This window comes from Paeniglutamicibacter selenitireducens, assembly GCF_051550675.1.
GTDB lineage: Bacteria > Actinomycetota > Actinomycetes > Actinomycetales > Micrococcaceae > Paeniglutamicibacter.
This window is the reverse complement of sequence record NZ_JBPULF010000009.1, coordinates 36,095-58,487: the sequence shown is the minus strand read 5'-3', so window position 1 is coordinate 58,487 and position 22,393 is coordinate 36,095. Positions and strand designations below refer to the sequence as shown.

Genomic DNA, 22,393 nt, shown 5'->3' with positions numbered 1-22,393 from the left:
TTAGGGCCTCAGCTCCATAACCGTTTTACCGATTCGGATCTTTTGGCCAAGCTCAACGGGTTGGGCCCGGGTAAGTTGCGCATCGCCCAGGAAGGTGCCGTTGGTCGAGCCCAGGTCCTCGATGAACCAGCGGGTTCCCTGGGGGAACAGCCGTGCATGGCGTCCCGAGGCGTAGTCGTCCTCAAGGACAATCGTTGCTTCCTGGGCGCGCCCCAACAGGATGGGACTTGCTGTGAGCTGGTGCTCCAAGCCGGTGAGCGGCCCTTCCAGAATCACCAACGTGTTTGCCTGCTGCTTGGCAGGTGCCTCGGGTGCAGGGGAAAGGGCCGGATTCTTCCGAATTTCACGCGCAGTGGGCGCGCCGGTGCGGGCCTTGCCGCCAATGGCAAGGTCTCGGCGCAGGGCACCCATGACGCTGAGGATCAAGAGCCACAGAAGAATGAGGAATCCGAGCCGCAGGACGGTGAATACGAGATCGTTCACGCGCGGCCTCCTTGTGCTTGGGGTAGGAGTCTAAAGGTAATGCGAGTCTGTCCCATGGAGATGTTCGACCCGTCGAAAAGTTCGGTTTCTCCGGCGATGCGCTGGCCGTTAACGAAGCTTCCGTTGGTCGAACCCATGTCTACGGCCCACGTGGTGTTGCCGCGTTGTTCAATCTTCAGGTGCCTGCGAGAGACGCCTGGATCGTCAATCGGGATGTCCGTTTCGGCAGATCGGCCCAGGACGATGCTTGCATGGTTCAGCGCATAGCGCTGCCCGGCGATGTCCAAAACTCGCTGCATCTGGGCAGGACCTCGAGGCGGTTCCGGCGGTGCGGGGGGAGCCGTTGGTGCCTGACGGGACTCTTGCCGGCTCGATTCGGTGGCAATTGCGTCGATTTCAAAGATTCCGTCCTTGAGATCAAGGTCTTTTCGAAAATTGACCTCGATGCCTCCGTGGAGGGTGTAGCCCTGGCTCTTGGCGTGCTCCATGGCAATGGAACAAAGCTCCTGGGCGAGGGGCGCGCCCCATTCGCGGGCCTTCGCGAAATCGGTATCGGACAGACGCACCGTGAAGTGGTTGGGTGCCAGGGTGCGGCCCTGGGAGATCGTCATGGACTTCGCGTCCATGGAATTCCGCAACCGGGAAGCAATTTCAACCGGCTTTACTTCCGAGCCGCTGGTGCCACGGAAGACGCTAGTGACAAGCTTCTCTAGTCCGCGTTCAACATTGTCGATCAGACCCATCGCTTCGCTCCCTTCCTTGGTTCTACTCGCATTGTTTCGCCATTTCTGGCGACTGTGCGCAGGGCATGGATGCTCTACACCACCTTTGATACTACTGGTCTTGCCTTTGTGTGGGATGAAATGTGGTCAAAATTGCCCCCTGCATAGCAACGAACCACGAGGCGCGAAGGTTGCCAAAATGTGCCTCTGATCACAAACGCGTTCTCGATTAGCACTTTCCGTCAATAGGTGTATATGATTGATCTCGCTGCAGAGGTCAATGGCCGAAGCGGAATGAGATATGCGCGAATGGCGGAATTGGTAGACGCGCTGGCTTCAGGTGCCAGTGCTCGCAAGGGCGTGGGGGTTCAAGTCCCCCTTCGCGCACATATGAGGAAAGGCCCCCGGTTTTGAACCGGGGGCCTTTCCGTTTGCCCGGTGTTCTTGGGGCGGCACTGTCCTGCGTTATGAGGGTTCTCAAGGCTGCAGGTTGCCCGTGCCTTAGCGCCAGCAACGCGTGAGGGCGCACCGCCCCTGCCCCATGCAGGAAATGGTGCGCCCTCGCGAGTAGCTTCGGCAGAAATGCGGTTCGCTACTTTGTGGAATCCACGACCTCTTCCTCCCGCGCTGCATCCACTGCTGTGGAGGCAAAGAGCAAGGGGTAGCTCAACCCTGCGATCGCCGCGCCGACAAGCGGGGCGACAACAAACAGCCAAACCTGGCCAAGTGCCTCCGGCCCTGCGAACCATGCCACTCCGAGGGAACGCGCGGGATTGACGGAGGTGTTGGTGATGGGAATTGAAACCAGGTGGATCAGGGTCAATGAGAGACCAATCGAGATGCCCGCGAACCCCTTGGGAGCGCGCTTGTCGGTGGATCCAAGGATGACGAACAGGAAGACCGCTGTCAGGATAATCTCGGCCAGCAGGGCCGCAAGCATGCTGTATCCATCAGGTGAGCGCTCGGCATACCCGTTGGAGGCGAATCCCGAGGCCACCGGATCGAAACCGTCCTTGCCGTTTGCGATGGCAAAGAGCGCCAAAGCTGCAACCGAGGCCCCGATGACCTGAGTGGCCATGTAGGCAGGTACTGCCTTCCATTCGATACGTCCTGCCAGTGCCGCACCAAACGTCACGGCAGGATTAAAGTGGCCGCCGGAGATGTGGCCAACGGCGTAAACCATGACCAAGACGGTTAGGCCGAAGGCCAGTGCTACGCCGAGGAACCCAATGCCCATGTTGATGGAGTTGGATTGGACAACCTTGGCAGAGAATATTGCGGCACCACAGCCGCCGAAGACCAAGACTCCGGTGCCGAGAAACTCGGCTGCAAGACGGGACGACATTGTTTGAGACATAAGTAGCTCCGGTGTGTAGAGAAACAGTGCGCGGTACTAACGATTTCCACGCTATTGCCACCAGCGTCCATTCAGGCGGACGGAACACGGGCATTTCCCCAATATTCATTGGATGGTTCGCCGCCGGGCTGCGACATGAAAGTTACGGGACGGAGCCCGGCGATTTGGAATGTGAGCTGACTTTCTTGGTGCATAGACTGGGAGGTGTTCAAGCATTCAAACGTCAGAGCGAATGAAAATGACAGGGGCCGCAGACCATGGCGTCTAAGACACCACATCAGAATGTATCGTTTCCGTCCCGAGGCCAGACCTCGCATGGATACCTTGCGATGCCGGATGGGGGCCGTGGACCCGGAGTCATTGTCATCCAGGAATGGTGGGGCTTGACCGACCACATCCGCGACGTTGCGGATAGATTGGCGGCAGAGGGATTCGTCGCCCTCGCGCCGGATCTCATGGGCGGTTGGATCACCCACGACGGTGAGGAAGCCGCACAAATGATGAGCGAGCTCCCGGCGGAAGTCGGAGCCGAACTGCTCGCAGGAGCTGTCGACTACTTGCTGTCGCTTGAGGCCGTAACCAGCGAAAAGGTCGGGGCCATCGGCTTCTGCATGGGTGGTGGATTCGTTTTGTCACTGGCGGCGCAGCAAGGCGAGAAAATCGCGGCGGCTGTTCCGTTCTATGGGGTCGGCCAGGCCGTGCCCCAGGTATATTCAGGTGTCCGTGCCAAGATCCAGGGTCACTACGCCGAGGCTGATGACTTCTATCCGGTCGACGCAGCACGGGCCCAGGAGCAACGAATCCGTGAAGAGTCGGGTGCCGATGTCACGTTTTACTACTACGACGCACCGCATGCATTCCACAACGATGAGAATCCGGTTGGAAACTACCGTCCGGAACAGGCGCGTTTGGCCTGGGGTCGGGCCGTGGATTTCCTTAAGCGGAACATCGTGTAGTCAGATTTACCCACAACAAACACCCGCCGCCACAAGCGGCAAGAACCCCAAGGAGCGTTAGAACATGGCAGAAACAATCATCGTCGGCGTAGACGGCAGCGACACAGCGCAGCGTGCGGCCGAACGTGCGGCCCGGATCGCGGTCAACATGGATGCAGAATTGGTCGTAGTGACCGCGCATGCCTCGGACAACACCGAAGTTGTCAAGATCGGCACCGACACCTGGATCTTGGATGACGCCGAGCAGGCGGAGAAGCTTGCCGAGCAGTGCGCGGCAAGCCTGCGCCTGACCGAACCGACGGCCAGGGTCAGCGCCACGGCCGCGCACGGCAAGCCGCAGGAAGTCCTGGTTGCCGAGGCGGAGCGCCTTGATGCCACATTGATCGTCGTTGGAAACGTGGGCATGAAAGGCCTCGGCCGTGTGCTTGGCTCCGTGGCCACTTCCGTGGCACACGCAGCCCCGTGCGATGTCTACATCGTCAAGACCGTGAAGTAGACACCGACCTCGAATGACGCGCAGTTAGCTGCGGTCGCCCTTGGCGGCCGCAGCATCGCGCACGCGCTTCTCTTCGGCCCGAACTGCGGCCAGAGAGGCGCGCTCCTGCTGGAGCCAGTCCGGACGGTCCGCCAGCAGGGCCTCGATCTGGGCCGTGGTCAGCGCTTCGGTGATTTCGGCTCGGGCCAGACCGGCGATCGATACGTTGAGCTTGTGGGCTACAACCGGGCGGGGATGCGGTCCGTTGGCGCGCAAGTCCTCCAGCCAGGCCGGGGGATTGGACAGAAGCTCGTTGTACTGAGCCCTCGTGACTGAGCCCTCTTGGAACTCGGCCGGAGCTGCTGGCAGGTAGATGCCCAATTTCTTTGCGGCAGTTGCCGGCTTCATGCTCTGTGGGGTTTTCTCACTCATATCCCCAAGCGTACCGGTACGCTGGGGTGGTGGTAGGACTAAAAATCGCCTATGTACCGGGGGTCACCCCTGGCAAGTGGCTGACGCGCTGGAACGAACGATATCCCCAAACCCCCCTGACGGCACTCCGCTACGACGGGAAAGACATCATGGGGAGGCTCGCAAGCCAAGAATCAGATGCAGTCTTTGTCAGGTTCAAGACGGGGGAGTCCCCGAAGACGCCCCAGATCCATGTGATTCCTCTTTACGAGGAGCAGCCGGTGGTGTGCGCTGCCAAGGACCACGACCTGGAGCTCTACGATGAGCCCGTTGCTCTGGCGGACTTGTCCGACCAGAACTTTCTCGACCTTGCCGATTACCCCGAAGAGGTCGGTGGGACGGCGATGGCCATGGAGGTCTGTTCTTCCGGAGCAGGCCTGCTCGTGTTGCCGCTCAGTGTCGCCCGCCTGCACCACCGCAAAGACGTGATCCACAAGGAACTTTCCGATGTTCCGACAACAAGCATCGGTATCGCGTGGGTCGCCCCGGTGGGGGACGAACCGGAAGACCCGACGATTGCTGAATTCATTGGCGTTGTCCGTGGTCGCGGAGAGAACTCCTCACGCCAGGCCTCGGTCGCGCAGAAACAGCAGGAAGATGCGGAGGTTGCACGGAAGCGCCGCCAGTCCGCGCAGTCCGAGCAGGCAAAAGCCGCAAAAAAGGCGGAAGCCAAGAAGAAATCCGCTGCCCGCACCGGGCGAAAGCCCGGCCCGAAGCGTGGCGGAAAACCTGCCGGCCGCGGCGGCAAACGGTAGATCTCCGGCTCCATCAACACGCAGTTAACCCCGGCTAACACGCCGGAGTGGAATCTGCGCGTGTGCGTCACTCGTGAGACGCTGGGGTGAGATACCAATCACAAGGGAGTGTACGTGGACTTCGGAACCTATCGGACGCTGCTCGTTGAAAAGCAGGGCAATGCGCTGCTGGTGAGCATCAACCAGCCAGAGTCACTCAACGCCTTGGCGTCGGCAGTCGTCGAAGACCTGCACGCGCTGACGGGAGTGCTGGGAGGAATCGGGCGCGACGCCCAGTGGCCTGTGCGTGGAGTGATCATCACCGGGTCCGGTGAGAAATCGTTCGTGGCCGGTGCGAACATCGTGGAAATGAACTCCATGGATGCTGCCGCAGCGGCAGCCTACGGGCGCCGAATGCATGAAGTGACCCTGCGACTTGAGGCACTGCCCGTGCCTGTCATCGCCGCGGTCAACGGATTTGCCCTCGGTGGAGGTTGCGAACTGGCGATGGCCTGCGACTTCCTTTACGCCTCGGCAAACGCAAGTTTCGGACAGCCCGAAGTGAACCTCGGTCTGGTTCCCGGTTTTGGCGGGTCGGTACGGCTGCAACAGCGTGTTGGAATCGGCATGGCCCGGGAACTGATCTTCACGGGCCGCCGCATCAAGGCCGCCGAGGCTTTGCGCATCGGCCTTGTCAACCAGGTCTTCGATGACGTCGAATCGCTTCTGGCCGGTGCGCGCAGCACCATCGAGGAGATCGCGGCCAAGGCGCCCACCGCAGTGTCCAACGCAAAGGACGCGATCAACGAGATTGCCGGCCTGAACATTGTCGACGGCCTGGAGGCCGAGGTCCGGTCCTTCATGAAGGCGTTCGAGACCGCCGACTCGGTCGAGGGACGCGCCGCATTCGTCGCGAAGCGCGCACCGGAGTTCCCGGGGCGCTAGTGGAACCCTCCTACGCGCCTCAGCGCTTCGATTACGGGGAACACCCAAGCCAGTACGCTGAACTGTGGGTTCCCGACGTGCGGTCACACACTGCAATCGCTGTGATCATCCACGGTGGATTCTGGCGACAGGCCTATGGCGCGGAATACGGCCGCCCGCTGGCTCGTGACCTGCGCGAGCGCGGCCACGTGGTGTGGAACCTGGAGTACCGGCGCACCGCCGGTGGCGACGGTGGCTGGCCGGAGACGTTCCTCGACGTGGCCGCTGGAATGGACGGCTTGGGATCCGCGCTTGAGGAAGCGCAACTCGAGCCCGGGCTTCGGATTGGCATCGGTCATTCCGCCGGGGGCCATCTGGCATTGTGGCTCGCGGGACGGCATCTGCTGCCGGACGACGCCCCCGGTGCCCTCCCGGAATCCATGCATTGCCTTGACGGGGTGATTTCCCAGGCAGGAGTGCTTGATCTTGCCCTGGCGGAATCACTGGCCCTGAGCGACAACGCGGCGAGTGTCCTGATGGGCTGCACCCCGGAGGAAGACCCGGTGCGGTGGGAGTGGGCGGATCCGGCCAAGCGCATCCCGCCTGGAATACCGCTTCTCATGCTTCACGGAACCTCGGACGAGGATGTTCCGGTGGCGCTGGCCAGGTCCGTTGCCGCGCGTGCCGCGGCCGCCGGGGAAGTCGTCGAATACCTTGAATTCGAGGGTGACCACTACGGGCTCATCACCCCGGGGGACAGGGCCTGGGAAATGTGTGTCGAGGGGCTCATCGCATTCGAGACGGGCAGTTACAGCGGCGCGTAGCCCCGGCGTAACCCCTGCCCGCGGTCATCTGAACGGTATATTGAAGACTCATGACAAATCGGTGAGGAGTCGGATGTGCTAACCGTCATTGGCGAGGCCTTGGTCGATGTGCTCTCGGGCGGCATCAGCGCACCGCGTTCCTTCGTCGGGGGCAGCCCGCTGAACGTTGCCGTCGGCCTGGCGCGTTTGGGCCACCCCGTGACGTTCATCGGTCGTTGGGGGGCGGACGAATACGGCAGGATGATCCAGGAGCAGCTGGCATCCAACAGCGTGCAGCACGTCTGCGGCGAGGACGGGTACCCTACGTCCACCGCGCGGGGCATCCTCGACCCCGTCGGGGCCGCGGCCTACAGCTTTGACCTCCTCTGGGACCTCCCGCAGATTTCGCCGGATACGCCGGCATTGGCCGATGCAGAGGTCGTCCACACGGGATCGTTGGCCACCATGGTCGAGCCCGGCGCGCAAAAGGTGCTCCGGCTCATCGAACGGGCCCGGCCCCACGCCACGATCTCGTACGACCCGAACATCAGGCCATCGCTGATCACCGACCATTCAGACGCCGTGGCCAAGGTCGAACAGTTCGTCGCCCTCGCGGATGTTGTCCGGGCATCCGATTCCGACTTGGAATGGCTCTACCCGCAGCGCAGCGTCGAGGACACTGCGGCAGCCTGGCTCGACCTTGGCCCGGCGATGGTCGTGGCAACCTACGGCTCACGCGGCCCTTGGGGACTCGTCGCGTCCGGCACGGCGCGGGCGGATGCCCCGTTGGTAGACGTCGCAGACACCGTGGGTGCCGGGGATTCATTCATTTCGGCAATGATCTCAGCACTGGCCGACCGAGGATTGCTCGGCAGCGGGCAGCGGGGGAGGCTCCACAAGCTGGACACCGGCACGCTGGCAGAAATTCTCGACTATGCGGCACGGGCCGCCGCGATCACCGTTTCCCGGGCCGGGGCGAACCCGCCGTTCCGGGACGAAATCCGCTAGCGGAAAGGGCACTACCTGCCGTGAATGTGCGTTTGATCGCCAGCGACCTGGACGGAACCATCATCCGTGAAGACGGAAGTATCTCGGTACGCACCATAGATGCTTTCCGGCGGGCCCGTGAGCGCGGTATCAGCATCGTGTTCGTCACAGGTCGCCCATTCCGTTGGCTGGCGCCGGTTCGGGAGGCCTTTGGGCATCTGGGCACCGTCATCTGTTCAAACGGGGCCGTACTCTACGACCTTGAGCAGGAGAAGCTGATCTGGGCCCAGACCATCGACGTCGAGATCCTCCAACGGACCCGCGAGATCATCACGAAGGCCGAACCGACGGCCACCTTTGCCGCCGAGACCACCGGCGGACTCCACCTTGAGGTGGGGTTCGCAGAGCCCCACGAGCTGGAAATCATTTCGCGCCACGAGCTGCTTGACCTGCGCTCAACACTGCTCAACGAACAGGGAGTGGTGAAGTTCCTCGCCAAGTCTCGGACTCGGAACTCCGACGATTTCCTGGCCGCAGTGGCAGAGGACCTTGCTTCGCTCGTCACGGTGACGCATTCGGCGCACAACGTTTCACTCCTGGAAATGGCGCATGCACAGATCAACAAGTCAGTGGCTCTCGCGAACTACGCCAGCGAACTGGGAATCGATTCCAGCGAGGTAGCGGCCTTCGGGGACATGCCCAACGACCGCGAAATGCTCGCCTGGGCCGGCTACGGCTACGCCATGGCTTCCGGACACCAGACCGCCCTTGACGCTGCCACCTTCACGGCCCCTGGTGTCGAGGATGACGGCGTGGCCCAGGTCATTGAGGCAATCCTGGAATCCGCCGAACCGCCCCGGAAATAGCCCAAGCCGCTTCCGACCAAGCCCGCACCAGACCAAAGGCAGGTTCATGAAAACATCCCGCGTTGGCTCGGCACCCTACTTGCTGAACACCCCGAACCGGGCTCTCCAGGGGCAGCCGCTGGCCTTCTCGCACCGCGGGTTCGCACCCGACGGCGAGGAAAACACGCTCAAGGCATTCCGCGCGGCCTACGACTTGGGGTTCCGCTATCTCGAAACGGACGTGCACACCAGCCGTGATGGTGTGCTGGTGGTTTTCCACGACGAAGCCCTGGAGCGGTTGACCGGAACCACCGGAAACATCGCTGACCTCAGCGCCGCCGAGATTCGCGGGCTTCGCGTATCGGGGGAGCCGGTGCCCACTTTCGAGGAACTGCTGCTGGAGTTCCCGGAGGCGCATTTCAACGTCGATGTGAAGGACGGGCCCAGCGCCAGGCTGCTTGCCGCGGCCATCGAGCGGCATGGTGCCCACGACAGGGTCCTTGTCGCCTCCTTCCTCGGGCGGCGCCGGGCCGCGGCGGAGCGCTTCCTGAGCCGCCCGGTGGCGACGAGTCCGGGCGTGATTGGAGTCGGGGCGGCAGCCGTTCTGGGCAAGCTGGTTCGGCTGCCGAGCCGCGGGCTTGGCGCATTTGCCGCCCTGCAGGTCCCTGAATCCCATGGGACGTTCCAGGTGGTGACGAAGTCATTTGTGCGCCACGCGCACGAGGCGGGCATCCAGGTCCATGTCTGGGTCGTCAACGACGCCCCCCGGATGCACCGGCTGCTGGATCTGGGTGTCGACGGCATCATGAGCGACCGCGCCGACGTCTTGGCATCGGTCATGCGCGAGCGGGGACACTGGCCGCAAAATAGTGTGTTGAACTCATAGGGCCGTGAGAATCTTCGCGCTTTAGCACCAATAGTGACTTCGTAGATTTCGTACGTACATGACTGGTTGGCGGGAAGAACTCTTTTGTTGCCAAGTTCGTAACACCCCTGCCGTCTTGCGGAGAACGGACGGTCTGGAATCTGCGACGTGGTGTACATCTCTAGGGTGTCGCCGGGTTTGGATGTGCTAAGTCTCGTGTACCCGCGGCGGGTTTTGTGGTCTCCGGGGTACGTGCTCAGCCTGGTTCAGCGATTCGATGGCTGTCCGACGACGCAAAGCTCGCAGAAGTCCTCGACTGACTTAATACTCGGGGATAGGCGCGATAACCGTACGAAGGATCTGAGCCGCATGATTGGAATTGCTGAGACCGATCTACACTGCCCTCGAGCATACGGGTACACCGGTTCTGCAATAGAAGCCTGGTTGACCCTCTGTGGAACTATCTCTGCGTTGGCTCTGAAGAGCGGTACGATTCGTGCGGTTCTCGCCGCCGGCTAAGATTCTTCCTCGGTGTACCTGCTCGTTCAAGGTGTGTGCACTAGGGGCTATCTGGTTCGTCATGGGCTTTCCCGGGTTTGAGCAGAATTCCTTGGTGTTCCAGAAGGCGTTGCTGAGTGGTCCGGTTCGCATGTTGAACCGGACCCCTTGTCGTTGGGCGGGCTTGTACAGGCTGGCTGTGTTTCGGTTGGGTCGTAGAGCGCCCCGTAGCGCAGCATCGCGAACAGGACGTTGCAGCGGCGACGGGCCAGGGCGATGACGGCTTGGTTGTGCTTCGTGCCTTCGGCCCGCTTGCGGTCATAGTAGGCCCGGGAACTTCGGTCCTTGCATTTGAGTGCCGCCAACGCCGACAGGAACAAAGCGCGATTGAGGACCCAGGTGGCCTTCCTCGAGGAATGGTCACCCCGGATGGAGGTCCCGGAGCGCCACGTGACAGGGGCCAGCCCTGCGTAGGATCCCAGGTGTCCTGCGGTCTTGAAATCATTGCCGACGACCTCGGTGAGGATGCTTCGCTTCGGTCCTGACACCGACCGCTGGCATGGATGTCAGGAGCTGGTGAAGAGGGTGGGCCTCCACGAGTTTCTTTACCTGGGCCAGCACCTCGGCGCGGGCGGCCCTCGTTTGGGCCAGGGCGAGTGCCAGTTGCGGCAGCACGATCCCGGCCGCCGAGGTCCTTCGAGACCACCACGGTTTGCTCGTCCAGGGCCGTGAAGATCTCCGCGGTCCAGCGTTTCCCCACCCGGGGCGCGTGCTTGCGCATGAGCGTTTCCACCCGGGCCTTGCCGGCCTTCCGCAGGGCGGCCGGGGTCGGGTATTTGGCCAGCAGTTCGGGCATGGCCTGGTGGTCCAGGTGCGGGCCGATGGCCCGTTCCAGGGCCGGGTGGATCGCAGGTGAAACCCGCGGATCCGGTTGGAGGTTGCGGTGGCCTGCTTGGCTAGGTCGTCGTCGAAGCCGCAGAGCATCGACAGTTCGGCGACCTGCTCGTCGGCCACCTGTACCGAGCGCAGGGTCTGCGGGAGGGGGCGGGCAGCGTTGGCGATGATGAAGGCGTCGCGGGCATCGGTCTTCGCCTCACCCGGGTGCAGGTCGGCAACCCGGCGCATGGCCAGCCCCGGCAGGTACCCGACCGGGATTCCCTCGGACTGGGCGACGGCGACCGGCAGGGCGCCGATGGTCGCCGGCTGGTCCACCACGAACAGCAACCGCCCGTGCCGGGCCAGCGACTGGATGATGTCCCGAAGCTTGGATTCGTCCTGCGGCAGGGCCTTGTCCAGGAGCTTCTTCCCGGCCCGGTTCAGGGCCACCGCGTGGTGGTTGGTCTTGCCGACATCGACGCCGATGAAGACGTCGATGGACTCATCGTCTTGGATCAATATGCACCCTCCGAAAACTGGCCACGTGCTCACGGATGAAACGAATGCTGGCTTGTCCCTGCGGCGCCAAAGCCCGGGCATCCACGTTACGACCGACCTGAACCCTGGTTCCCTGTTCTGCTCCGGCCCCTACTCGCGATATCCCTGGTGCCTATCGAATCCCGGTGACAGCACCCCGGACCATGGCTGGCTGGGGGCTGAATCATGCCGGGACCGACAGGCCAGCGATCCCATCCTCTCGCACGGTGTTCGATTTCGGGATCACCAAAAAGGGTGACGGAGGCAACTTAGGGCAACGTTTGGCTATGTGCAGGATGAGCGGTTCAGGCGAGCACAGTGGCCACATAAACCGCAAAGGGGATTTGTTCGCCAAAGCACGGCCGCCGGTAGAAGCAATCCATCATTGAATTATAACAAATCGATAAATGTATTTTGCCACGACTGAGAACGTTCGCTTCCTTTGTAAAGATACTGATCGACTTTCGTTGGAGGTCTCCGCGGGGCCAAATGTGTGCCAGGTAGTGATTGCCAATTGTGAAGATTTTGTATTTAGTTCTCTCGGTATAGTAATCTTTCATGTCGATGCCCCACCGGGCAGATTTTTCAGACAGAGGAGATTAATATGTCCAACATCCTAAAACGTAGCGCCAGCAAGATCGCCATTGCTGCGATAGGACTAACACTAATCGTCCCTGCTGCAGCCGCGATGGCTGCAACGCCGCCCCTGGCTCCCAGTTTTAACCATGGAACATCGCCCAAGTCGTTCACACAGGGATACGTCTGGTCACGGTACGAGCACTACACCAAGAAGCATGGATCAAGTGCTCAAGGCGATGTCGGCGGCCTCAAGCGTTCGGCGTGCGTGCAGCCGGGACAGCGCGCATACGCCGAATCGGTCTACTCGATTTGGGGCGGTTCGAAGCACGCGTACTACCGCACCTGCTAGGCATCGGTACATTGCTGGTGGGGCACACGGCCGTGGCCCCACCGGCCCGATAAGGAGGAGCATCGATGAAGAATACCGGGCTTAGCTTGGCAATCGCAGTCGCAGCAATCTACGCGGCGCTGGCTGGATTTACATTCACCAAAATGGCAGACGAATCGACGCTCCCCGGAGCAACGCCGGTCCTCGTTACGGGCCAAACGGTCACCACAGGCGGTCAAGGTCTTCCACGACTGGTCCAAGGCCTCGCCGAGACCACCGACGCTGCTGTCATCCGTGAAGTACGGGACCTTCACAGTTCGAATGTTCGGCACCTGTATGTCGCAGCCGGCCATCCCAGCCAACCAGAAGCCCGATGGCTGGCGGATGGTTACCCGTCGTTCGGCGCGACAATGAAGACGGTCGTGCACCCGGTAACGGACTTGGACAGTATCGACCCACGAGGGCGCTACTACGTCTTGGGGTCACCCAGTGCAGCCGCAGTCGTCTCGGCAGCCTTTGCGGAATTGGGCTACGCCACGGAGCTGGATACAGTGTCGGACGTGCAGGCAATCAGCTGGTTTGTCGGCGGACCGTTTGCTTCACCAACCCAGGTTGTGATGCTTCTGATCGCGCTCCTTGTGGGGCTTTCCGTCTTTGCGGGAGTCAAATCATACGCGATCCAACGGCTCCATGGCGTCCAAAAGCACACGGCCGTTCTGCGAGATTTTCGACAGGCTTCACCTGCGGGACTGCTGTCTATCTTGGCCGTTGTTGGGTGCGGCCTGACCGGATTGTGGTTCTACAACGGGCTCAATCAGCTCGGAGGCCTAGTTACAGTCTCAACGGTCGTCTTCCTCGTGTGCCTGTCCCTCGCTCTCGGCGTCCATGCCACAGCAGTGCGGCTGGTTTGGGGATCCCGGCTTGTTGATGGGATCAAGGGACGGCTCGGGTTCCGGGTTGCGGTTCCCGTGGCATACCTCATCCGCGTACCTGGCCTGGTTCTTGCTGTGTCGCTTCTGGCCGCTACATTCGCCGCGGCGGGAAGCGCGACGGAGGCGGGCCAGGCGCGGGAAGATCTTGCTGCCGCAGGGGAAGCTGCAAGTATCAGGTTCGAGTCCAATGTGCCCCCGGACGAGATGGACAGACTTGCCTTCGATTCCGGTGCCTGGCTGAAAAAGGAAGACGAAGCCGGCCGCACCATCCTTGCATTGCCCATGTCACTGGACCCAAACGCGACGGACGCTCCGCCCGATGTGCTCTTGGTGAATAAAACCTACCTCGCGTCGAATGTGGTAGTCGATCACGCTGGCAATCGGGTCCTGGCACCAGCTCCTGGCAAGCTCAAGATACTGCTCCCTGAGGGGTCCTCCAGAACGACCGATGACGTCCTCACATTCCTGGGAGATACCTCAACTGGGGAACCTCTGACTATCGAAGCGCTCGACGTCGATCCGATCCAAGCAGGCCAGTCGCACTTCCTCTATGAGCCTCGACCGGATGCCCACCAAAGGCCGGCGTGGGTGAGCAACATCGTGCTCGTCGTGGTCGACCCGAAGACAGGACTGATCCGCGACGACGACTACATGGCATACGCCAGCCAGGGACGGGTCCTGATGACCGATTCCCATGAGGCCGTCCGGAACACTCCAACTAGGTTTCTGGGGCCGTGGATTTCGGCATATATCCCGGTGGCCCAATCCGCCGCAGACGAATACGCCACACAGATGACGGAACTGCGGGTCAAGGCGACCAGCATGGTCGTTGCCCTGTGTGTCCTGCTGGCCACCGCAGTTGGCCTGGCACAGATCCACGTTCGCGGAAACGCGCAGTCGATCCTGGTCAGGCACCTTCACGGATGGACTTTCCTGTCGACACACCGATGGCTGTTCGCAGCCGAATCGATCCTTCTAGCCGTCGTCGCATGCTGGGCAACGGCACGAGTTACCTCTATTCTTGCCCTCTACCGATCCGGGGCCGGCCCCGGGATCGCGAGGGGCACCGATCTGGCAATTTACACATGGCAACCATGGGCCGTGTTACTTGTTGCCTTTCTGAATTTCGGCCTCTTGTTTGGCCTCGTACATGTTCGCACTCGCCTGATGATTCGCACACAATCCGAGGAGACCGCATGAGCAACATCGTCGTTACCGGGGCAACCAAGGCCTTCGGGGGCAGGGTCCTTTTCGAAGACCTCTCGTTCCATGTTCCGTCCGGCCAGATGACAGCATTGACTGGGCGATCTGGTGCAGGGAAGTCGACAATCCTCAACTGCATTGGACTGTTGGAAACCTTGAACGAGGGGTCCATCATGGTGGGCAGCCGGGAAATATCCCGTTTGGGCCCGGAAGGAAGACGGAAGTTCAGGCGCGATTCGCTGGGCTACATCTTCCAGAACTACGCACTGATCGAAAACTCCACTGTCGATGAAAACCTCGAGGTGGCGATCGCAGCGCGCGGGCGCGCCGCACGGAGGACAGCGGATTTCGAAGATGCCTTGGCCCGGGTCGGTCTCGAAGGCAGAGGAAAGGAAACCGTCTTTAGACTCTCAGGGGGCGAGCAGCAGCGCGTGGCCCTTGCCCGGCTCCTGGTCAAGAAGCCTGCCGTGATTCTTGCTGACGAGCCGACAGGGGCACTAGACGCGGCGAACTCCGAAATGGTCCTGCGCGAACTGGCAAGGATCGCCGGTGAAGGTACTGCCATCATTATCGCCACGCATTCCCGGGACGTCATTAACGCATGTTCCGAGGTTGTATCGCTGAGCTAATCGTCAAGACGCGAATCGCTGAACTAGTCTAGATCCCTTGCCTGGATACCTCAAAGCCCACCGGGCGCAAACTTGATCGGGCACATTCGAAACGCCGCGACGCCCTAGATGATGTAGCCCTAATCGATGTTTAGGTCAATACAGGGCCAGGGAACATGTTCCCTGGCCCTGTCCTTCGCTAGCGGAGAGTACTAGGCCTCGTATGTAAACCCAAAAGCTGAACACCCTCCTGACCACACCCTACGTCCTACTCACCGATCGTGTTCTGCTGGATTTGGGATATGACAAATCGAGCAAACCCAGCCGAAAAGCAGTCTTGAGCGATGACGAGCTCCTCTGCCTGGTCGTGGCCCAGCATCTGCTGCATGGCCATTCCCCAGAATCATGCTGGGTCCGTTATGCCCGCACCCACCTAGGCGATGTTGTCCCCGGAATCCCGCAGCAATCGGGATACTACAAACGAGTGCGTGCCGCCGGAGCACTGATCGGTGTGGTGATCACCGCCCTGGCCAAAGACGTAGCTTCTAGGCACGAAACCCTCCGACTGCTGGATTCGACCCCGGTTCCGTGCGGCACCAGCCGTGAAACGGTCAAACGCTCCGACCTTGCAGGTGACGAAGGCTACGGATACTGCGCCTCGCATTCCCGCTACTTCTGGGGGGCACGCCTCTACCTGGTCGGCACCCCCGACGGGATGCCGGGCATTTGGGGTTTGGCAAACCCAAAACTCGGGTAACGCGAAGTCACTGAGGCCGTATTGCGTCACGACCACCACTTGGTACGCAATAGGCAAGTAATCCTCGCCGACAAAGGCTTTGCCGGCCGTGATTTTGCACGGTTCATCACCGAGGACCTCGGCGCTCTCCTCCTACGAGCTGACCGCGAAGACGAAAAGCCCCGCTTCGGGAAGTTTGGCGGCATCCGCCAATGGATCGAGTCCATCTTCGACACCCTCAAAGGCCAACTCGGCCTCGAACACCACGGCGCCAGGACCCTCGAAGGCCTCTGCGCACGCGTCGCATCGAAGTTACTGGCTTTCGCTGCAGGAATCCGGCACAACTGGAAAACCAACGCACCTCGCAAACGCTCCCTGACCGCCCACGACCACTGAAACCAATGGGAATTAATCATCTAGTGGCCGTTCTCCATGTCGTCTATTCCGAATCGTCCGTTCTCCACATGACGGAGGGATCATCAGAAACTGGCCGCAAAACGCCCACGAAGGCTAAAAGCTGGGGCGCCAGCGCCTTGCTACGGGCTCGGCACGGCCAGGACGGCCAGCGGTTCCAGCGCGCGCGGGGCCCAGCGGCGCATTTCGGCCGTTCCAGCTTCGGCCAACAGCCTCAGCCATGTCTCGTGGACGTGCAGGGGCGCGATTCTCACCGCCGGCGCCACAAGCTCGTAGAGCTCGTCGGGCGTTCCGTAGGCGTGCCACTCGGAAAGGTACGCCCCGATGGCCTGCATGATGCGCGGATCGTCGGCGTCCGTCCGGAAATCGATGCGCATGCGATCGATGGCCCGGCCCAACGACGCAAAGGGATGCGCCCAGTGGGCATCGGACAGGTTCAACAGGCGCGGCGCTGCGACTTCATCGGTGGGTACGAACGCCCTGCGCAGGTCGAAGGAACCGTATTCCAGGCTCAGCGGGATGGGCCCGGCTCCAAGCTTCCGGCAGGCCTCCTCGATCTCACCGAAAACCTCGAACGCGTGGTCGGCATCGCGGGCCGGAATCCCCAGCGGGTGCTCCGCCGGCAGCGAGGCATGCAGCATCAGGGCGTTGTTGAATTCCTCGGGCAGCCACTGCGGGTCCATGACCTGTAGCCCGGCATCGAAAAGGGGTTCCTCGTAGTCCACGAGACTGTTCTGCAGGCGGCCCAGGGAACCCAGCGCGCGAGCCCAGAGCTCCGGCGTCGGAGCCAGCTCATCGAGGGTTGAGCCGTAGTCGGGGCTGAGCATCCAGCCCCGCTCGGGGTCTATGGCCATGGGCATGACCAAATGTTCCGGCGCCAGGCTCGCGGCTGCGGCAGTCAGGCGCGCCTCAAACAGCTGGCCGGGCGCGAGTGCCTTGAAGAAAAGCTGTCCTGCATCTGTCTCAACATTCACATGGATGGAACGAATAGATGGAATACCTACCTGAATAGGCGATATGCGGTTTATTGCATATGTCTCGCAGGCCATGTCGATCCACGCCTCAACATCGAACCGCCACTCTTCGTCCGCCCATGTCTTCATCCACTCAGCCACCCGTACATGGTATCCAGAGAACCATCGACTTTTCTGTGAGGTCTCCCGCGGGGCACGGCCGGTGAGTGGATCGAGTGGTGCGACCTGGATGCGCCACGGCCAAACTTTCATCGAACTTTAAGGTCCATTGCAGTAATTTTGTGTTTACCGCCAGCGAGGGTGGTTAGGCTTGGCCTACCTCCGAATCGAGGACCACAGGGAATTCCTTGACTCGCTGATCGCGCATTCCCGGCGGTCGAGGTGCTTCGATCGACACGGAATGGATGATGCCAATATGCGTGAACCCTTCGCCCCCGCCGTGCCTTATCGGCATCGGGACTTCAAGGCAGTGCTTTTTGACTTGGATGGGGTCCTGACACCTACGGCCGAGGTCCACCGTGAAGCCTGGAGGCAGCTCTTCAGCGACTTCTTCGCCGCGCGGGGCGAACCGCGGGCCTATACCGAGGAGGACTACTTCCGCCTCGTGGACGGCCGGCCGCGCTACGAGGGCGTTGCTGCAGTGCTCCAGGACCGCGGCATCGACCTGCCGTGGGGGCACGAGAACGATGCCCCGGGAACAACATCGGTGTGTTCCCTGGGCAACCGCAAGAACGACGTCTTCCGGGCCATCCTGGACGAACAAGGCATCTCCCCGTACCCGGGATCGCTGGACTACCTGCGGCAAGTCCAGGAGGCCGGCGTGGATGTCGCCGTGGTGTCGTCGTCCCGGAACGCGGAAGACGTCCTGGAGGCAGCCGGGTTGCGCGGCGAATTCAGCGTCGTCCTCGGCGGGCTGCAGGCTTCCAAACGCGGCCTGCCGGGAAAGCCGGCCCCGGACACCTTCAAGGCGGCAGCCCATGACCTAGGGTGGTCCGTCAACGAATGCGTGGTGATCGAGGACGCCATTTCCGGTGTCCAGGCAGGGGCCTCGGGCGGCTTCGGGTTGGTGGTCGGCGTCGCCCGCGACCAGTCGCCTCAGGCACTGCGCGAGGCCGGGGCCGACGTGGTGGTTGGGGACCTCGGCGAGCTCGTCGGCAAGAAGGCGCGGGACGCCTGGAACCGGGATTCCTGGTCCTACGGCCGGGAACATCCGAGGCCAACGGATTCCTCAGTCGAGCAAACTGTGTACTCGCTGGGCAACGGCTTCCTGGGCATGCGCGGGAACTCGCTGGGAACCGGTGATTGCGTCAAGGGGATGTTCATCAACGGACTTCACGAGACGTGGAAGATCCGCCATGCCGAGTCCGCCTTCGGGCTGGCCGAAACCGGGCAGACGATGGTCGCCGCTCCCGACGCCAGGACCGTTCGCGTTTACATCAACGACGAGGCCCTGGAGATCGGCCGGACGGAAATCCTTAAGGACGACCTCCGGCTCGATTTCAAGGACGGAACGCTCATCTCCGACACGCTGTGGCGCACGGCGGAGGGCCACCGGGTCTCGGTCCGGACCCGCAGCATGGTGTCCTTCTCCGAGCGGCACCTTGCCCTGTTCCGCATCAGCGTCAGGCTGCTCGACGCCCCCGGGCACGTGTTCGTGCAGTCCTCGCTGGTCGGGCAGGCCACCGGGTCGCCGGTGATCACCCCGGCCGAGGCGGACGCCGGGGAACCGGCCTTCGACCCGCGGAAACGCGAGGACAGCGGGGCCGAAAGCCTCCAGCCGGGCGGGACGTACGCGGACGGAGGGATCGCGGCCCTGAGCTACTACGTCAAGGGGTCGAACATGTCCGTGGCGGCGGCCGTGCAACACGTCGTCAGGGTTGCCGGCGGCGAACCGGAGATCGAGAAGGCCCACGTCCTCACGGATGCCAGGGCCGACTGCAACGTTTCGGTCTACCTGGACCGCGACCAGGCGCTGCACATGGACAAGTTCGCCACGTACCACAGCTCGCGCCGCCACACCACGGAGGAAATGACGACTCGGGGCGTCAGGGCGCTGAAGCACCTTGTCCCGCGCGGGGCCGACGAACTCTTCTGGAAGCAGCGCGAGTTCCTGGGCGAGTTCTGGGACCACGCGGACGTGGTGGTGGATGCCGACCCGCTGCTGCAGCGGTCCATCCGCTGGAACCTCTACCAGCTGGCCCAGGCCTCGGCGCGCGCCGACGGCATGGGGATCTCCGCCAAGGGCGTGTCCGGGGACGGGTACAGCGGGCACTACTTCTGGGACACGGAAATCTACGTGCTTCCGTTCCTGACCTACACCAACCCGCAGTGGGCCCGAAACGCCCTGCGGGCCCGCGTGAGCATGATCCCTGCCGCGCGCCGGCGGGCGGCGACACTCAATGAGCACGGCATCCTCTTCCCCTGGCGCACCATCAACGGGGAGGAAGCCAGCGCCTACTACCCGGCGGGAACCGCCCAGTACCACATCAACGCGGACGTGGTGTATTCGCTGGCCAGGTACGTGAGGGCCAGCGGAGACTCCGGCCTGATGCTCAACGGCGGCGCGGAAATCGTCGTTGAGACCGCACGGATGTGGAGCTCCCTGGGCTTCTGGCGCGACAGCGCGCAGGGCCCGAGCTTCCACATCCATGGGGTGACGGGTCCCGACGAGTACACAGCGGTGGTCAACGACAACACCTTCACCAACGTCATGGCCCGCTTCAACCTGCACTACGCGGTGCGGCTCATGGGGTACCTGGCCGCGGAGTTCCCGGCGGACCACGAGCGCATCGCCGGCGAGCTTTCGCTGACTCCAGAGGAGGTCATCCAGTGGCAGCGGGCCGCCGACGCCATGCACATCCCGTTCTCCGAATCCGTGGGAATCCACCCCCAGGATGCGGGCTTCCTCAACCGCGAAGTGTGGGACGTGGCGGGGACCCCGGCCAGCCACCGGCCGCTGCTGCTGCACTACCACCCGCTGGTGATCTACCGATTCCAGGTGCTCAAGCAGGCGGACACCGTGATGGCGCTGTGGCTGCGCTCCTCGGACTTCAGCGACGAGGAAAAGCGGGCCGACTTCGACTACTACGATCCGCTGACCACCGGCGACTCGACGCTTTCGGCAACGGTGCAGTCGATCCTTGCCGCCGAGGTCGGCTACCGTGAGCTGGCCTACGAGTACTTCGAGCACGCATTGAACGTCGACCTGCAAAACCTGCACGGGAACACCGCCGACGGCGTGCACGTGGCCTCCACCGGCGGCGTCTGGGCCGCGCTGGTCCACGGGTTCGCGGGCCTGCGCGACGACACCGGTGAGCTGCGCTTCGACCCGCGGCTGCCGATCGGCTGGAACTCCCTGGAGTTCCCCCTGCGCTGGCGCGAGAACACCGTCCGGATCCGCGTGGAACCCGACGTGTTCACCGCGGAGCTCGCGGCGGGGACGACCGAGGGCGAATTGCCCGTGGTCTTCTTCGTGCGCGGCACCGAGCACCGTCTGGATCGGGAAACCCCCCGCCTGGACATCCCGCTGCAAGGCCAGGGCCCCGTGCTGGAGGGCGCCCCCAGCATCGACGCGGTGTTCGCCATGCAGCGCGAGGACGGCTCGCCGCTGACCTCCAGCATCAAGAAGCTCACGCACGAGGAGGAGCTGCGGGCGGAGCCACCGATCGTCGTCAACTGAGCTCAACTGCCCCGGGTACGCAGAAGCCCGGCGGGGGATCCCCAGGGACCCCCCGCCGGGCTTTGGCGTTGCGGCAGGTCAGCCGATCTTCGAGTGGGTGGCCCCGCCGAGTTCCTCGGTGTCGGTGGGCTCGGTGCCGCGGGCGCGGGCGATGGTGCGCATCAGGTGGAAGACCACGAGCGTCGCGATGGTGCCCAGGGCGATGCCGCCGAGCTGCAGCGAACCGAACTGCAGGCTCTGCGTGACGGCGATGGCGATGATCAGGCCGGTTCCGGCGGTCATCAGGTTGATCGGGTTGGAGAAGTCGACCTTGTTCTGCACCCAGAGGCGCGCGCCGATGATGCCGATCATGCCGTAGAGCACGATGCCCGCACCGCCGGAAACGCCGGCCGGGATGGTGTTGATGACGGCGCCGAACTTCGGGAAGAACGCCAGGGCCATCGCCACGCAACCGGCCACCCAGTAGGCGGCCGTCGAGTACACGCGGGAGGAGGCCATGACGCCGATGTTCTCCGCGTAGGTGGTGGTGCCGGAGCCGCCGCCGAAGCCGGCGAGCATCGTCGCCGCGCCGTCGGCCATCAGTGCGCGCCCGTTGACGGCGTCGAGGTCGCGGCCCGTCATCAGGGCAACGGTCTTCACATGGCCGATGTTCTCGGCGATCAGCACGAACACCACCGGCAGGAAGACCAGCAGGGTGTCCAGGTGGAAGGTCGGGGCGGTGAACGCCGGAAGGCCGAAGACCGCAGCCTCGGCGATCGGCTGGAAGTCGACCTGGCCCTGGGCCAGCGCCACCAGGTAGCCGACGACGAGCCCGACGAGGATGGAGAGGCGGCCCAGCAGGCCCTTGAACAGCACCGCCGACACCGCGATGGCCAGCACCGTGGCGAAGGTGGTCAGCGGGAACTCCTGCATCGGCTTGAGCGTCGCCGAGGCAAGGTTCAGGCCGATCAGTGCCACGATGGTGCCCATGACCACCGGCGGCATCAGCGCGTGGATCCAGCCGGTGCCGGATTTCTGGACGACCAGGCCGACGATGAACAGCGCGGCGCCGGAGACAACGATGCCGCCCAACGCACCTGCCATGCCGTAGCCGGAGGCCATGGCGGCGGACACCGGGGCCAGGAAGGCGAAGGAGGAGCCCAGGTAGCTGGGCACCTTCCCGGCGGTGATCACCAGGAAGAGCAGGGTGCCGACGCCGGAGAAGAAGAGCGTGGTGGTGGCCGGGAAACCGGTGATGGCCGGGACCAGCACGGTGGAACCGAACATCGCCATGACGTGCTGCACGCCGATGGAGATGGTCTGCGGCCAGGCCAGCCGCTCGTCGGGGGCAACCACCGTCCCGGGGGTGATGGTCTTGCCGTTGCCGTGCAGTTTCCAGCCGAAGCCGAATCGGTTGCTCATGGGTGC

At 62.8% G+C, this 22,393-nt stretch carries 18 protein-coding genes, 1 tRNA gene and 2 pseudogenes; 14 read left to right on the top strand and 7 right to left on the bottom strand.

The features are described from left to right. Both ACSYDW_RS15000 and ACSYDW_RS14995 read right to left on the bottom strand, forming a co-directional pair. A complete protein-coding gene (locus ACSYDW_RS15000; RefSeq protein ID WP_438339538.1) occupies positions 1-483 on the bottom strand; it encodes an FHA domain-containing protein FhaB/FipA in 483 nt (160 codons plus the stop codon). Further along, a complete protein-coding gene (locus tag ACSYDW_RS14995) occupies positions 480-1,226 on the bottom strand; it encodes an FHA domain-containing protein (protein ID WP_438339537.1) in 747 nt (248 codons plus the stop codon). Before ACSYDW_RS14995 ends, ACSYDW_RS15000 begins: the two co-directional genes overlap by 4 nt. A gap of 282 nt (positions 1,227-1,508) precedes the next feature. Here ACSYDW_RS14995 and ACSYDW_RS14990 point away from each other — a divergent pair. Then, positions 1,509-1,592: transfer RNA gene (locus ACSYDW_RS14990), tRNA-Leu, on the top strand. Between the two features lie 205 nt (positions 1,593-1,797). Here the strand turns inward: ACSYDW_RS14990 and aqpZ are convergent. Next, positions 1,798-2,550: an aquaporin Z gene (gene aqpZ, locus ACSYDW_RS14985; RefSeq protein WP_438339536.1), complete on the bottom strand. Its 753-nt coding sequence runs from the start codon at positions 2,548-2,550 to the stop codon at positions 1,798-1,800. A 269-nt stretch (positions 2,551-2,819) separates the two neighbouring features. On the opposite strand from aqpZ, the gene ACSYDW_RS14980 reads away from it, so the two are divergent. Next, positions 2,820-3,518 carry a dienelactone hydrolase family protein gene (locus ACSYDW_RS14980; protein WP_438339535.1) on the top strand — a complete coding sequence of 233 codons (699 nt, stop codon included), beginning with the start codon at positions 2,820-2,822 and terminating at the stop codon, positions 3,516-3,518. Between the two features lie 64 nt (positions 3,519-3,582). After that, on the top strand, positions 3,583-4,014 hold the full coding sequence (locus ACSYDW_RS14975) for a universal stress protein (protein ID WP_438339534.1): 432 nt from the start codon (positions 3,583-3,585) through the stop codon (positions 4,012-4,014). A 24-nt stretch (positions 4,015-4,038) separates the two neighbouring features. Here ACSYDW_RS14975 and ACSYDW_RS14970 read toward each other — a convergent pair whose 3' ends face one another. Next, positions 4,039-4,425 (bottom strand): DUF5997 family protein, encoded by a 387-nt coding sequence (locus ACSYDW_RS14970; protein WP_438339533.1) that lies wholly within the window; start codon positions 4,423-4,425, stop codon positions 4,039-4,041. A 29-nt stretch (positions 4,426-4,454) separates the two neighbouring features. Between ACSYDW_RS14970 and ACSYDW_RS14965 the strand changes: the two genes are divergently transcribed. The 6 genes from ACSYDW_RS14965 to ACSYDW_RS14940 all read left to right on the top strand — a co-directional run bounded on the left by ACSYDW_RS14965 (position 4,455) and on the right by ACSYDW_RS14940 (position 9,643). After that, positions 4,455-5,219, top strand: a complete 765-nt coding sequence (locus ACSYDW_RS14965) for a LysR family transcriptional regulator substrate-binding protein (RefSeq protein WP_438339532.1) — start codon at positions 4,455-4,457, stop codon at positions 5,217-5,219. Positions 5,220-5,333: 114 nt separating this feature from the next. Next, complete coding sequence (locus ACSYDW_RS14960) at positions 5,334-6,143, top strand: enoyl-CoA hydratase/isomerase family protein (protein ID WP_438339531.1); 810 nt, start codon at positions 5,334-5,336, stop codon at positions 6,141-6,143. A 77-nt stretch (positions 6,144-6,220) separates the two neighbouring features. Then, positions 6,221-6,946 (top strand): alpha/beta hydrolase family protein, encoded by a 726-nt coding sequence (locus tag ACSYDW_RS14955; RefSeq protein WP_438339530.1) that lies wholly within the window; start codon positions 6,221-6,223, stop codon positions 6,944-6,946. A gap of 75 nt (positions 6,947-7,021) precedes the next feature. Then, positions 7,022-7,933 (top strand): carbohydrate kinase family protein, encoded by a 912-nt coding sequence (locus ACSYDW_RS14950; protein WP_438339529.1) that lies wholly within the window; start codon positions 7,022-7,024, stop codon positions 7,931-7,933. Between the two features lie 20 nt (positions 7,934-7,953). Continuing rightward, positions 7,954-8,778 (top strand): HAD family hydrolase, encoded by an 825-nt coding sequence (locus tag ACSYDW_RS14945; protein ID WP_438339528.1) that lies wholly within the window; start codon positions 7,954-7,956, stop codon positions 8,776-8,778. 46 nt (positions 8,779-8,824) lie between these two features. Continuing rightward, positions 8,825-9,643 (top strand): glycerophosphodiester phosphodiesterase family protein, encoded by an 819-nt coding sequence (locus ACSYDW_RS14940; RefSeq protein ID WP_438339527.1) that lies wholly within the window; start codon positions 8,825-8,827, stop codon positions 9,641-9,643. A 686-nt stretch (positions 9,644-10,329) separates the two neighbouring features. On the opposite strand, the pseudogene ACSYDW_RS14935 reads toward ACSYDW_RS14940, so the two are convergent. Further along, a pseudogene (locus ACSYDW_RS14935) lies at positions 10,330-11,515 on the bottom strand (IS110 family RNA-guided transposase); the annotation flags it as partial. A 622-nt stretch (positions 11,516-12,137) separates the two neighbouring features. On the opposite strand from ACSYDW_RS14935, the gene ACSYDW_RS14930 reads away from it, so the two are divergent. From ACSYDW_RS14930 to ACSYDW_RS14915, 4 genes and pseudogenes are all read left to right on the top strand, one after another. Then, positions 12,138-12,461: a lactococcin 972 family bacteriocin gene (locus ACSYDW_RS14930; protein WP_438339526.1), complete on the top strand. Its 324-nt coding sequence runs from the start codon at positions 12,138-12,140 to the stop codon at positions 12,459-12,461. Positions 12,462-12,526: 65 nt separating this feature from the next. Beyond that, positions 12,527-14,572 (top strand): bacteriocin-associated integral membrane family protein, encoded by a 2,046-nt coding sequence (locus ACSYDW_RS14925; protein ID WP_438339525.1) that lies wholly within the window; start codon positions 12,527-12,529, stop codon positions 14,570-14,572. Then, on the top strand, positions 14,569-15,204 hold the full coding sequence (locus tag ACSYDW_RS14920) for an ATP-binding cassette domain-containing protein (RefSeq protein WP_438339524.1): 636 nt from the start codon (positions 14,569-14,571) through the stop codon (positions 15,202-15,204). Before ACSYDW_RS14925 ends, ACSYDW_RS14920 begins: the two co-directional genes overlap by 4 nt. 217 nt (positions 15,205-15,421) lie before the next feature. Continuing rightward, positions 15,422-16,315, top strand: a pseudogene (locus ACSYDW_RS14915) (IS982 family transposase). Between the two features lie 140 nt (positions 16,316-16,455). On the opposite strand, the gene ACSYDW_RS14910 reads toward ACSYDW_RS14915, so the two are convergent. Continuing rightward, complete coding sequence (locus ACSYDW_RS14910) at positions 16,456-17,307, bottom strand: hypothetical protein (RefSeq protein ID WP_438339523.1); 852 nt, start codon at positions 17,305-17,307, stop codon at positions 16,456-16,458. Between the two features lie 415 nt (positions 17,308-17,722). Here ACSYDW_RS14910 and ACSYDW_RS14905 point away from each other — a divergent pair, with 415 nt between their 5' ends. Next, positions 17,723-20,986 carry an HAD-IA family hydrolase gene (locus tag ACSYDW_RS14905; protein WP_438339522.1) on the top strand — a complete coding sequence of 1,088 codons (3,264 nt, stop codon included), beginning with the start codon at positions 17,723-17,725 and terminating at the stop codon, positions 20,984-20,986. A gap of 78 nt (positions 20,987-21,064) precedes the next feature. Here ACSYDW_RS14905 and ACSYDW_RS14900 read toward each other — a convergent pair whose 3' ends face one another. Further along, entirely contained in the window at positions 21,065-22,387 is a 1,323-nt protein-coding gene (locus ACSYDW_RS14900; RefSeq protein ID WP_438339521.1) for a uracil-xanthine permease family protein, read from the bottom strand. Positions 22,388-22,393 lie beyond the last annotated feature (6 nt).

Bases quoted from the DNA above. Each gene is read 5' to 3' on its own strand.
- ACSYDW_RS14995 (WP_438339537.1), bottom strand. From the start codon at position 1,226: ATGGGTCTGATCGACAATGTTGAACGCGGACTAGAGAAGCTTGTCACT.
- aqpZ (WP_438339536.1), bottom strand. From the start codon at position 2,550: ATGTCGTCCCGTCTTGCAGCCGAGTTTCTCGGCACCGGAGTCTTGGTC.
- ACSYDW_RS14980 (WP_438339535.1), top strand. From the start codon at position 2,820: ATGGCGTCTAAGACACCACATCAGAATGTATCGTTTCCGTCCCGAGGC.
- ACSYDW_RS14975 (WP_438339534.1), top strand. From the start codon at position 3,583: ATGGCAGAAACAATCATCGTCGGCGTAGACGGCAGCGACACAGCGCAG.
- ACSYDW_RS14970 (WP_438339533.1), bottom strand. From the start codon at position 4,425: ATGAGTGAGAAAACCCCACAGAGCATGAAGCCGGCAACTGCCGCAAAG.
- ACSYDW_RS14940 (WP_438339527.1), top strand. From the start codon at position 8,825: ATGAAAACATCCCGCGTTGGCTCGGCACCCTACTTGCTGAACACCCCG.
- ACSYDW_RS14930 (WP_438339526.1), top strand. From the start codon at position 12,138: ATGTCCAACATCCTAAAACGTAGCGCCAGCAAGATCGCCATTGCTGCG.
- ACSYDW_RS14925 (WP_438339525.1), top strand. From the start codon at position 12,527: ATGAAGAATACCGGGCTTAGCTTGGCAATCGCAGTCGCAGCAATCTAC.
- ACSYDW_RS14920 (WP_438339524.1), top strand. From the start codon at position 14,569: ATGAGCAACATCGTCGTTACCGGGGCAACCAAGGCCTTCGGGGGCAGG.
- ACSYDW_RS14905 (WP_438339522.1), top strand. From the start codon at position 17,723: ATGCGTGAACCCTTCGCCCCCGCCGTGCCTTATCGGCATCGGGACTTC.
- ACSYDW_RS14900 (WP_438339521.1), bottom strand. From the start codon at position 22,387: ATGAGCAACCGATTCGGCTTCGGCTGGAAACTGCACGGCAACGGCAAG.